9 protein-coding genes are annotated in these 12,892 nt (G+C 53.8%); 2 read left to right on the top strand and 7 right to left on the bottom strand.

Annotation, left to right across the window (positions count from 1 at the left end):
• Positions 1–27: 27 nt before the first annotated feature.
• The 7 genes from BOO71_RS23400 to BOO71_RS23425 all read right to left on the bottom strand — a co-directional run bounded on the left by BOO71_RS23400 (position 28) and on the right by BOO71_RS23425 (position 10,751).
• A complete protein-coding gene (locus BOO71_RS23400) occupies positions 28–1,197 on the bottom strand; it encodes a glycosyltransferase (protein ID WP_139323152.1) in 1,170 nt (389 codons plus the stop codon).
• Positions 1,198–1,325: 128 nt separating this feature from the next.
• Complete coding sequence (locus BOO71_RS23405; RefSeq protein ID WP_303046783.1) at positions 1,326–2,333, bottom strand: polysaccharide biosynthesis protein; 1,008 nt, start codon at positions 2,331–2,333, stop codon at positions 1,326–1,328.
• 533 nt (positions 2,334–2,866) lie between these two features.
• Positions 2,867–4,264 carry a hypothetical protein gene (locus BOO71_RS27335; protein ID WP_139323153.1) on the bottom strand — a complete coding sequence of 466 codons (1,398 nt, stop codon included), beginning with the start codon at positions 4,262–4,264 and terminating at the stop codon, positions 2,867–2,869.
• A gap of 144 nt (positions 4,265–4,408) precedes the next feature.
• Entirely contained in the window at positions 4,409–5,770 is a 1,362-nt protein-coding gene (locus tag BOO71_RS27340) for a lipopolysaccharide biosynthesis protein (protein WP_139323154.1), read from the bottom strand.
• A 450-nt stretch (positions 5,771–6,220) separates the two neighbouring features.
• Positions 6,221–7,495 (bottom strand): cation:proton antiporter, encoded by a 1,275-nt coding sequence (locus tag BOO71_RS23415; RefSeq protein ID WP_075836646.1) that lies wholly within the window; start codon positions 7,493–7,495, stop codon positions 6,221–6,223.
• Positions 7,496–7,685: 190 nt separating this feature from the next.
• Positions 7,686–9,041, bottom strand: a complete 1,356-nt coding sequence (locus BOO71_RS23420) for an SLC13 family permease (protein ID WP_075836648.1) — start codon at positions 9,039–9,041, stop codon at positions 7,686–7,688.
• A 204-nt stretch (positions 9,042–9,245) separates the two neighbouring features.
• Complete coding sequence (locus BOO71_RS23425) at positions 9,246–10,751, bottom strand: SulP family inorganic anion transporter (RefSeq protein WP_075836650.1); 1,506 nt, start codon at positions 10,749–10,751, stop codon at positions 9,246–9,248.
• 305 nt (positions 10,752–11,056) lie between these two features.
• On the opposite strand from BOO71_RS23425, the gene pdxY reads away from it, so the two are divergent.
• Together pdxY and BOO71_RS23435 are read left to right on the top strand one after the other, a co-directional pair.
• Positions 11,057–11,980 carry a pyridoxal kinase PdxY gene (gene pdxY / locus BOO71_RS23430; protein ID WP_075836688.1) on the top strand — a complete coding sequence of 308 codons (924 nt, stop codon included), beginning with the start codon at positions 11,057–11,059 and terminating at the stop codon, positions 11,978–11,980.
• A 117-nt stretch (positions 11,981–12,097) separates the two neighbouring features.
• Complete coding sequence (locus BOO71_RS23435) at positions 12,098–12,727, top strand: hypothetical protein (protein ID WP_075836652.1); 630 nt, start codon at positions 12,098–12,100, stop codon at positions 12,725–12,727.
• Positions 12,728–12,892: the final 165 nt, after the last annotated feature.

Raw genomic sequence — 12,892 nt, forward strand, 5'->3', positions numbered from 1 at the left:
TTCAATTTCTACAATGCCATTGCCCACTTAGCCTTTATCTATGAGCGTATTGAAGATGACCGCAGTTTCCTCAGCGGCCACCGAAGGATCAAATTTAGCCTGGGCATATCCGATAGCAGATTTTCGTTTGGCATCTCGTGCGGATACACTCAGTAAACTATATTGCGTCAATTCTCTCAAAAAATCTTCTTCATTCAGTATAAGATTCCAACCAGCGCCGTCCTGCTCAAGATCATTCCACGGAACATTCTTACTTGTCATAACTAGACATCCAGAAGACAAAGATTCGACAATTACATGTCCAAAATTCTCTCCTAATGTGGGAAAGAGGAATATATCATATTCAGCAAACTTATGTCGTATCTTATCATGAGATAAAGCGCCCTCGTACTTAAATTGAACATTTTTCGGAAGATTTTCGCCTTCCTTTAAACACGATTCCCAGTACGATTCATCTTCAACCGGTCCATATACATCCATAATCGCCGAAAATTTACTATTCTTTAATGACCTTATAGCAAATTTCAGATTTTTCTTCGGAGATATTCTGGATATAAACACTATTTTGACACACTTCTCGGATAAATTTTGACTAGCCGATATCATATTAGTTATTTTAAGAAGTGACACATCCGAAGCTACAAATATATTTCTAGAACTAGGAAGAACTCTCATAATATCGTTTAGTTCATACGTCGTTGATGCATGCCAGCTGACTAAACTTGGCCTGTAAAATATTTTGTATAATTTGAGGTAAATATTTTTCTTCAAAGATTTCAATTGCAGCGCCCCAGCAGAGAACTCTCCTCTAGGTGCCATAAGTATCTGACCTTTTATTCTACCGAGAAGCTTCAGGAGATATAGTTTCTGTGAGTAGGTTGATGAGAAAAAGCTGTTCAGATAGATAATTTGAGGCGACAACAAATCCAATAAGCGTCGTAGATTTTGGAGGGACCACTTTTCTGGGGATAAATATATTACTTTATATGATCCCCGGTCTAACCATACGTCGCGCGCTATAAATTCATATGGTCCAGCGTCTCCTAGATCTCTATCTCCTGTAAAAATATGAAAATCATAACGATCCCCAAGCGTTTCGACAATTGCCTCAATTGTGCGGATAGGTCCACCGCCTTTCACGCCTGGAAGATAAATATCGGTGAATATTGCAACGATTGGTTTTTTTAAATTCCTCACCCTCACCACCTATGATATGAGTTTTAGCACGATCAAGCATTCACTTTATCGGTCTTGAAGCACGGTGGACTTTACCGACGCTGTAAGTTCAATTGCCAGCAAAGTTGAATTTTCTCGTAGCTACGGATTCATAATCCCAGCTCACGGCGAACATCGGCCAAGGTAAGCAACAGCTTTTCAACTTCCGGCACGGTCAGGCGCTGGGTGTTGTGCGAGGTGTAATCCTCCAAGGTGGATTCTTTGGGGCTGCCCTCGGTGAAGTACTTGGCGTAGTTCAGATCGCGGTCATCCATCCTGACACGCAGGTAGTCACCCATATCATGGGCCTTGGCGATCTCACCCGCCGTTGCCAGCGTCTCGAACAGCTTCTCGGCATGGCGGGTGCCAATGACATGCACGGGCACGTCCGATTCGAACAGGTTCCCCAGCGCCTGGGCCAGATCCTGCACCGTACACGCTGGGGCCTTGCGAACAAAGATGTCGCCCTGCCCAGCGTTCTCGAAGGCGAACAGCACCAGATCGATGGCACTACGCAAAGACAGCAGAAAGCGGGTCATCTCTGGATCTGTGACCGTCAGCGGCTTGCCCTGCTTGATCTGGTCAATGAACAGCGGGATCACCGAGCCGCGCGAGTACATCACGTTGCCATAGCGCACACTGGAGATCACAGTGTCGCCCTCCTTTAAACGCCGCGCCGCCGCTGTCACCACCTTCTCCATCATGCCCTTGCTCATGCCCATCGCGTTAACTGGAAACACGGCCTTGTCGGTGCTGAGGCAGACCAGCGACTGAATGCGGTGGGCAATGGCCGATTCCACCACATTGTGGCTGCCCACGATATTGGTCAGAACAGCCTGCATAGGAAAGAATTCGCAGGACGGCACCTGCTTCAGCGCCGCTGCGTGAAAAGCCAGATCAACGCCTTCCATCGCCGCATCCACACTGGCACGGTCTCGCACATCCCCAATGTAAAACTTAACCTTCGGATTGTTGAGGCGCACGCGCATCTGCTCCTGCTTCAGCTCGTCGCGGCTAAAAATGCGGACCTCGCGCACCTCTGTATCTTTAACGAGTTGAAGCAGTTCGTTGCCGAACGAGCCAGTGCCGCCAGTAATCAGAATAATCTTATTCTCCAAATCATTTATCATTTTTATATTCTCCCATGTAAGTGACTAAGTAGCTAGCGGGTGCAAATCAAGGCATCAATCAGATTCATGTGGCGCAATCAGAGGGAATTTTCGCCGATACAAACCTTTGGATATGCTTTATTCTACTCCCGTTAGCTACTTATCTTTGATTTGAGATATTACACCAGTGAACATGCGTACATAGTAAAGTGATCGACGAGTTTATATTTATTGCCATAGACTGGGCCGTATGTTTAATAAATTACACCGTCTACCCACCATATTACTAACATGATATCCGACTGCCCTTAGATTACTCACTCCGAGGTAAAGAACTAAATCCGGTGTAGACATTTGTGCAGCAACGTTTCTTCAAAGACAGATTTAGCCTTACCAATTTACAGCACAATTCACAATCTTTTTGCCGCTTTTTCGTGCGTAGGTTCTGCTTAAATTCATTTAGAAACTAGCCGTCCCAAGCCTAAAATATGCTCAGAACGATGCCGTGACGATTTAAAGATATCATCACAGTCTCTATTTATTTAATCATCTGCCGGATAAGGTGGTGTATCAGAAATATGATTTAAAGAACGTGAATTTATGCTTTCCTGTTGTTGAGTCGTTATATATCGACTGTAGGTCAACCAGATTACAGAAAACCCAACTGCCAAAAATAATACGTAGTTGATCTGGCGTACAGCATAGAATGTAAGGCTAGTGATAACTGCTGCCCAAACTATACGATGGTGACCTACTTTGATATAAACATATGTCATGACATATCTGTTTAAAAGCGCAAACAAAAAACCCGCCATGGTCCATATCATCAGTGTGGGCATAAAGCCAAAATCGGCATACGATGTAGCGGCAAATGTTGCCGCAATACTATGTGCATCGCTGACTCCTAATGATAGTGGTCCCCAATACTCTCTATAGAACCAGTGTTCAAGCTGTTCAGGCTTGTCTGGCCAAAAGCTTCGTGGTACCCAGAACAACGCAACTGCGAGGTGTTCACGTCCACCTCGCAGTGGTTCAAAGTCAAAATATTGAACCATTCGGGAAAAATATTCAACCACACCTTCTGACGTCGGAAAGCGTTCACTATTATCATAAGCGAAGCTAATAGTTGCACCTTGTGAGAGTCCATATGACCTGACTTGTGTGATTGTGATGCCCAGTACTATAAGAGTAAAACCTAGTCCTCCTAATTTTAACACACGTCCCCCACCACCTGGATAACGACTTGAGTGAATAACAATTAAGCCGAGGGCCGTGAGAATTAAAGGCGAACGCACACCCATACCTAATTGAATCATTAATACCGGAAGATAGACCAATATAGTATATAACATAGCCCTGTGTTTATTTAGATCTCGCAAAAAATAAAAATGATATGCAAACGCGATAGGCAAGAATACTCCAAGATTTAGAATGACTCCCCCCTTAATCAAATCTATTAGACCTCGCGAAAGGTCTTCCTCAAGAACAACTGCTCGTCCTAAAACCACTGTCTCGATAGCCACAGGCGCATACAGTAGTATGTACATAGTCATAGATATATATAAGAATATCAGATATCCACGTTTGATCGAATGTTCTATCATTACCGTTTCATAGATTTTAATTGGACGAATAGTATTAAAGGCCAGAAGAAATCCTATGTTAATGAGAGTAATATATTGAGCAGCCCTATCAAAATAGCCTACATCAAGCGTTCTAGTGATAAACCCCGCATCAAAGAATCCCTCGGTTGAAATCAATATTGTATAAGAGAGTGCCCAAATATGATCCAAACGTATCTGGGTAACCTGTTTACCCGATACGGCGACATAAGCGAGCATAGCAAAAAAGCCAATCCCAAAGATAATGCGCCCGTCTCCTATCAAAAGAGCGCATACTCCCAAAGCAACTAGAATAATGATTTTATATAAACGAACCATATATATTTATCACAGCCTCATCTTGGGTAGTCCTCAAAATTCTTAACTTGAGACCAGAATTTAATTCTGGTATGATATTTCTCACGACTTCTCCTTTACATAATTTACTATTTCTTGAATATACTCTCATTAAAATAAACGCTCCTACATAAAGTCACCTTTAGTGTCTTTTAATCGGCGATTAACGTGCGAAAGAGTTAAATATATTACAGGAATTGTAGTAAGGGTTGTATAAGTTATAGCTGATGCAGAGAAATATGCATGAACTCCAGCTCTCTCAATGACGTATATTTTGATTAAAACTGATATACAAGCTGAAATCAGTAATATAATTGATTGAAGCTTTATTAAATTTACCGCATATAGATAATTATTGCATATAATAAATATTGTAACCCCTAGAGTTTGTAGTGCAATCCAAAAAATATCACTTTCATAGGGAGTTATTTTATTGTTACCGATAAAACCATATAGATAAAACTTGAATAAAATTATTAGTGAGGAGCTTATGAAAAGCATAATTATAGAAAACATAAAAAGTCGATTTATAATAGATCTTAATTGGAAGATCTGGTTCATCTCATTTAATTTATTGAAGACTGGCCATAAGCCAGTAGAAAACAGTGTAATTATAAGCGGTAAAGCGTCAAACGGACGCCTAATAATACTGTAATACGCAACCTCCTTAGAATCTAAAAAGTAGTTGATTATGAAAGGATCTAACGCTAAGCCTATTAGATATGCAACTTGAGCAATGAAAAAGTAGTGTCCAGATGATATCAGCTCACTCTCATCACGCATAATTTGTTTGAGGCTATCAAGATTTTCCCTGTGTTGGTTAGATTTTCCAAAAGTCTTGTTACGAAAAACAAAGCCATTAATTATTGCACAAATTGTAGTTGGTAACAATGTAGCTATAATGAAGAGGTATAAATTTGGTACAAAAAGTAATATCAACAGCGATATCAAGAAGCTAGCAAGCTTCCCTATGCCTTCCCAACGCAGAGCCTCATGACCTCGTTCGATGCCAAGCTGCGTTCTTGCCCAAAGAGTGGCAGGGATACTAATTGAGAAAGTAGCCAATGACAAACAAAGAGAAACAAATAGACGGGGTGATTGAGCGCCAGAGCCACTTTGTACTGTGTAAAACCCAGCTATGATAAGACCTAGCGAGAGCCATCCAAAGGCAATATATTTAAGTAATTTATTTAAGTTGAGCAATCTCAATTTTTGGGATGCTATAGATCTATACTTAAGAAAAATTTTTGATATCTCATTTACTAAACCGTATGTGATGCCAAAATCGGGCGCTAAAATTAAAGTAGGAATTAAAGTTGCCAACACCCATATACCGTAATCAGCGATTCCAAGTCGACTGATTGCTAAAGGTGTTAGCAGTAACGCTCCAAATAAAGCAACACTTCGTGGCAGAATATTCGCCATACCATATTTAAATACACTATTAATCTTTAGTGTATCTAGTTTTAGTTTTAAAGAATACAACATATTTCTTTTAGAATTTCTACGAAGTTTGACATTTTACGACTCTACCTTATAAACGCGCGAGGTGTATGACACAGTCAACTCTCAAATCTTTTTGACATTCAATACAAAATATTCCTCCAAATACATATTTTATCAATCGATACACTTCAATATAATATAATCAATAAGTTTTCTATATTACTCAGGAGTTGCATCTGCATAATCAGAAAGAACCTCTCCTGGCACGAAAATCTCAGAAGAGCCACCAGACTGGTCTGGCAAAGTTGGATAGGCGTGATCGGTTCGGGAAAATGCTGAAAGGCGTGACGACAGCATTGAGACACGAGGCTTTTGAGATGTGGGGGAGCAGAGAAAGGCGAGAGAAGGGCAGAAACCGCCCCACACGAGTAGGTTCAGATTTATCGTCTGAGACGCTGTCCCCGCGCTATTCATAGGTGCAACTCCTGAGTATTACTCTAGTTCACCGCCTACCCCACTCGCCAGCGCCGCCAGCCATCCCACCGTCAGCCCCTGCACAATAATACTAAAAACCACTACTACGTAGGTCATGACCAGGAACAGATCGCGCTCCGGCCCGGCGGGCACCGTGAAGGCCAGCGCCACGCTAATGGCCCCGCGCAGCCCGCCCCAGATCATCAGGCGGCGGGTGTACGGATTGAAGTCGCGCCGCCGCCCCAGCACCAGCACCGGCAGGTACACGCTGATGGTGCGGACCAGCAACACCAGCGGAATGGCGATCAGCCCCAGCAGCAGCGACTGCCCGCTGAAGCGCACCACCACCACCTCCAGCGCCAGCAGCGCGAACAGGAAGATGTTCAGCAGCTCGTCGGCCAGGTGCCAGAAGCCCTCGAAGCGTTCGCGCGACGACAGCCCCTCCGGGCGGCGGTCCTTGAGGGAGCCGATCAGCAGCCCGGCGGCCACGGCGGCCAGCGGCGCAGAGACGTGCAGATTGGCGGCAATGGCGGTGCAGGCCAGCACCACACTCAGGGTGACCAGCACCTCCACCACAAAATCGCTGACCGAACGCAGCGCCAGCCAGCCCACCCAGCCCAGGAACAGCCCCAGCGCCAGCCCGCCCAGCGCCTCCTGCGCGAAGAAGAGGGCCACGCCGCCTGCACTCATGGCGGGGCCGTGGACCTCACCGCCTCCGCCCCCAGCCGCCGCGATTCCGGCCAGCACCGCGAAGGCCACCACGCCCACGCCGTCATTGAACAGGCTCTCGCCCGCCACCAGCGTTTCGATTCGCTTGGGCACCCCGGCCTGTTTCAGCATACCCAGCACCGCCACCGGATCGGTGGGGCTGATCAGCGCACCGAACAGCAGGCAGTAGATGAACGACACCTGGAGTCCGAACAATCCCAGCAGCGCGTAGGTGGCCCCACCCACCAGCGCAATCGAGATGGCCGTGGACAGCAGCGCAAAGGTCAGCACTGGCCCCCGCAGCGCCCACAGCGCGTGAGAGTTGACGCCCAGCGCCCCGGCGAACAGCAGGAACGACAGCACACCCTGAAACACGAAATCGTTGAACTCGATGCCGCGCACCAGATTCACCGCGTCCCGCGCAAACGGCACGTCCAGGCTGACCAGCGCGAAGATGATCAGGCTGACGCCCAGGCCGCCCACGGTCACGCCAATCGACGCGGGCAGTTTCCAGTAACGGGCATTCACAAAGGCCAGCGCGGCGGTCACGCAGACCAGCAGGGTGGCGAGATCGAGGATTTGCATGGGGGAGGCTCCTGCGGAGGGTCTGGGGGGTCTAAAGACTTTTCCCCTCTCCCCCCGTGGGACTGGTACAGCTCAGGACGAGAGAGGGACTTGCGAAAGCTTGGGGTGAGGGGCCATTCAGCAACAAACCTGCTCAGACCCCATCTTCAGTCAGCAGCATTCTGCACTTCTTCGATCAACACTTCCCCGATCAACCGCCCCGCAAAACAAACGCCCCGTAAAACAGTCCCAGCGCCACCGTGACCGTGATCAACGCCACGGGGGTGCCATAGCGCATGAATTCCACGAAGCCCATCGGATGACCCTCGCGGGCGGCAATGTCCGAGACCACGATGTTGGCCGATGCGCCGATCAATGTCAGGTTGCCGCCCAGGCACGCGCCCAGCGACAGCGCCCACCACAGCGGGTCCATCGCGGGGCCGAGGGTGACCTGCAACTCGCGCAGCACGCTGGCCATGCTGATGGTGAAGGGGATGTTGTCCACGAAGCCGCTGATGATCGCGCTGGCAAAGCCCACCGCCAGAATGCCGGTACCGATGTTGCCGTCGATCACGCCCGTCAGACCTGCCGCCACCGTCTGGAAGACGCCGACATGCTCCAGGCCGCCCACCACGATAAACAGGCCCATGAAGAACAGCAACGTGGTCCACTCCACCTGCTCGAACAGTTCCACTGGGGTCAGGTCCGCGATCAGCATGAGGAAGGTGGAGGTGGTCAGCGCCACCAGCCCGGCCTCCAGCCCAATCGGGTGGCCGACGATGAACAGCAGCAGCGTGACCGCGAAGACGCCCAGCGCCTGCTTCATCAATTTGGGGTTGGTCTTGATCGGCGTGGTGTCGGTCAGAGCCGCACGCAGCCGTTCACTGTCTCCCGCCCCGGCCAGATCGCCGCGCGCCTTCATCAGCAGGTGCATCAGGCCGATGCCCAGGAAGGTGGCCACCGTGGCATACGGCGCGACATTCACCAGAAAGTCCCCGAAGCCCTTGCCCGCCACCGAGCCGATGATGATGTTGGGCGGATCGCCCACCAGCGTGGCGGTGCCCCCGGTGTTGCTGGCCAGGATCACCGCGATCAGGTACGGCATGGGCCGCAGCCCCAGCCGCGCCACCACCGTGACCACCACCGGAGCCATGAACAGCACCGTGGTCACGTTGTCCAGGAAGGCGCTGAACACGGCGGTCAAGATGGAGAAGATCCACAGCACCCGCGCCGGTTCGCCCCGCGTGATGATCATGGCGCGGCGGGCCACCACGTCGAAAAAGCCGCTGCGGCTCAGCACGTTGACGATGTTCATCATCCCGAACAGCAGAAAGATGGTGTTGAAGTCGATGCTGGCCCACGCCTGGGTGGGCGTCAGGATGCCCAGCACCATCACGGCACAGGCCCCCAGCAGCGCGGCCACCGTGCGGTGAACATACTTTTCCAGCAGGATCATGGCGTAGGTGGCCACGAACAGCGCCACGGCCAGCACCGTCAGCGTCTGCGGCGACAGGTTCAGGCCCAGGCTGGACAGAAGGTTGAGGGTCTCGCCGCCCGCCTCATGCATGGCGGGTCACCGGGGTGCAGAAAGGCAGAAGGTTGAGCGTGGCAGGTAAGTCGTTCAAGAGGGACTCCTTTGGGAAGCGGGGCGGCGGGCAGGCGGGAGCGGCTGGAAAACCTCAAAAAAAGGGGAAAGTCGCGGCAGCAGACTTCCCCCAGTTCGGCGTATGGTCGCCGGAACCCGTGCAGCAGGGCACAGGATTGTTGGCCCTCAGTGTATCTCAACACCCGCCGCATCCGGTTTGTCATGTGTAGCAATCCGGTCCAGCAGGTGCGCCGACGCCTCGTTCAGGCCCACGACTTCCACGGGAATGCCCAGCGAACGGAATTTGAGGATCACCTTGTCCAGCGCCCCCACGGCGGACCCGTCCCAGATGTGCGCGGCGCTCATGTCGATGGTGACGTGCTGGCTGGCATGGTGGAAGTCAAATTGATGCACGAAGTCGTGCGTGCTGACGAAGAACAGTTGGCCGTCCACCCGGTAGGTGCGCCCGTCCGGGCCGTCGCTGTGCGTCACCGATGACATCTTGGAAACCTGCCGCGCGAAGAACAGCGCGCTGAGAATCACGCCCACCAGCACGCCCTTGGACAGGTCATGCGTGACCACGGTGGTCAGCACGGTGGCGATCATCACGATGGTCTCGCCCTTCGGAAACACGGTCAGGGTTCGCAGGCTGTTCCAGTCGAAGGTGCTGACGCTGACCACGATCATCACGGCCACCAGTGCAGCCATCGGAATCTGCACCAGCAGCGGTTGCAGGACCAGGATCAGCAGCAGCAGAAAGGCCCCGGCCACGAAGGTGGACAGCCGCCCGCGCCCGCCGTTGCCGACGTTGATCATGCTCTGGCCAATCATGGCGCAGCCGGCCATGCCGCCGAAAAAGCCGGTGACGATGTTCGCCACGCCCTGCCCGCGTGACTCGGTATTCTTGTTGCTGGTGGTGTCCGTGCGCTCATCGACCAGTTGGGCAGTCAGCAGGCTTTCCAGCAGCCCCACCAGACACAGGGTCAGCGCCACGGGAAAGATGATTTGCAGCGTTTCCAGGGTCAGCGGCACATTGGGCAAATGCAGCGGCGGCAATGCGCCGGGCAGCGCGCCCATGTCGCCCACGGTCTTCACGTCCACATGGCCGAAAATGGCCACCACGGTCAGGACCACGATGGCGACGAGGGCACTGGGCAATGCTTTGAACACGCGCGGCAGCAGGTAGATGATGGCCAGCCCGGCGGCCACCATCGCGTACATCTGCCAGCCCGCGCCCACGAACTGCGGCAGTTGCGCCGAGAAGATCAGGATGGCCAGCGCGTTCACGAAGCCCACCATCACCGGGCGCGGAATGAACTTCAGGTAGCGGGCCAGCCGTGCCCAGCCGAACACGATTTGCAGCAATCCGGTCAGGATGGTGGCCGCGAACAGGTAATCCAGCCCGTAATTCTTGACGATGCCCACCATCAGCAGCGCCATTGCCCCAGTGGCCGCGCTGATCATGGCGGGGCGGCCCCCGATGAAGGCGATGACCATCGCGATGATGAACGAGGCGTACAGGCCCACCTTGGGATCGACTCCGGCGATGATCGAGAAGGCAATCGCCTCCGGGATCAGCGCCAGCGCCACCACGATGCCTGCCAGCACGTCGCCGCGCGGGTTCTGGAACCACTCGCGCCGGTAAGCCTGAAAGTCGAATTTGGGAGCGGAAGATTTGGGGAGGACAGTCAAAAGGAACCTCTGCTGGGCGCGTGGGGCACGCCGCTGTGAACTCGGCCTGACAGGGCCGGGGGCGGTGGAAGGAATGCAATTATCGTCAGGGGGCGACGGTTGGGTTTACCAACGCGCCAGCCTGCGGCGTCAGAAAGTATGCCGGACGGCGGGGGCCAGCCGCAAGGTGAAGGATTACGGTATGCGACGAGTGCTGCTGGGACTTCGCCTTCAAACCAGACCCGAAACGCCATTCACAATCCAACCCCACACGCGAGGGCTTCTGGCCTCTCCCCTCTCCCCCACCACGCCCTATGCTGCTGGGCATGACCTCGCCCACTCCACAGCCCCCGAATGTGCAGCCCCCGCATGTGCCGCCCCTGAACGTCCTGAGCATCCAGTCGTGGGTCAGCTTCGGCCATGTCGGCAACGCCGCCGCCGTGTTCCCGCTGCAACGTCTGGGCATCGAGGTCTGGGCCATCAACACCGTGCAGTTTTCCAACCACACCGGCTACGGCGCGTGGACCGGGGCCGTGTTCCCGCCCGAGCAGATCGCCGAGCTGGTAGACGGCATCGAGGCGCGTGGCGTACTGGCCGAATGCGCGGGCGTGCTGAGCGGCTACATGGGATCAGGGGGCACGGTGGCGGCGGTGGTGGAGGCGGTGCGGCGCGTGCGCGAGGCCAACCCGGCGGCGCTGTACTGCTGTGATCCGGTGATGGGCGACGTGGGGCGCGGCGTGTTCGTGCGCCCGGAGCTGCCAAACCTGATCGCCGCGCAGGCGCTGGGAGCCGCCAACATCCTGACGCCCAACCAGTTCGAGCTGGAACTGCTGACGGGCAAGTCGGTCCGCACCCTGAACGACGCGCTGGAGGCGGCCTCGGAGTTGCGGGGACGTCTGTACGCGGCTGGCCCCCGGATCGTGGTGGTCACCAGTCTGGTGCGCCAGGACGCCCCGGCGGATCAGATCGAGACGCTGGCGGTCACAGACGACGGGGCGTGGCTGTGCCGCACGCCGCTGCTGCCGCTGGACCCACCGCGCAACGGCACCGGGGACGCGATTGCCGCGCTGTTCTTCGGGCACTACCTGAAAACGCGCGACGTGGCGGCGGCCCTCAGCCTGTCGATGAGCGCGCTGTACGGCCTGCTGAAGCTGACACACGAGCAGAACAGCCGCGAGATCATGCTGGTGGCCGCCCAGGAGGAATTCGCCCAGCCCTCCCAGGTGTACGAGGCCACGAAAATCGCCTGATTCGGCCCATTGAGAACACGCAGATGAGACCGACCTACAGGTCATTTCAGGATCACCGCAACGCCTATTTGAAGTCGTCTCATACGGCACGGCGGCCACGCAGCCAAACTGAGTGTCATGAAACACATTCTTTTTCCGACGACCGCACAGGCCGACGCCTTCATTGCCGAGATGCAGCAGAAGAACGTCGTCGCGCCGACGCTGGGCACCTCCACCTACGGCCGCCACAGCGAGATGGACAGCACCACGGCCGCTGGCGGCGACGTCCGTACCTATGACAACACGGCTGGCACCCCTATGGACGGTCAGCCCAGCGCCGCCGCTGAAGATGCGGGCGCAGGCGCGGTCAAGGGCACTGGCGTGGGCGCAGTGGTGGGTGCGGGCGCAGGCCTGCTGGGCACCATAGGCACAGTGGCAGGTGTCGGGGCCACCGTTGCCACAGGCGGCCTGGCGATTCCGGTGATCCTGGGTATGGCCGCACTGGGCGCAGGCGTGGGCGCGGCAGTGGGCGCAACCGGCGGCGCGGCGGGCGTGGACGAGAACCACGATGGCCGCACGGCGAATGACGACTACGGCTCCTACGGCGTCAACGACGACTACTACGGACGCATGCACGACACCGTGAACGCCGGTGGCCGCGCGGTGGCTGTGGAAGACGCCGTTCCCTACGATGTGGTGGCCGAGGCCGCCAAGCGCCACGGCGGCGAGTTCGTGGACGAGAACACGATGGATGCCCGCCGCATGTAAAGCAGTACAGCACACCAAGCGCCCCCAGCCTCTAAACGAGGTGGGGGCGTTTTTCTACTCGCCGTCTCCTGCTGCCCGTGAAATCAGCCTTGCGTGAGGGTGGGGTCAGGTGAGGCGTGTTATGCTGCGCTTGCTGCCGGGTTTCAGGACAGCGCCGCCAGACTG

Source organism: Deinococcus marmoris (assembly GCF_001949125.1).
GTDB classification, from domain to species: Bacteria; Deinococcota; Deinococci; order Deinococcales; family Deinococcaceae; genus Deinococcus; species Deinococcus marmoris_A.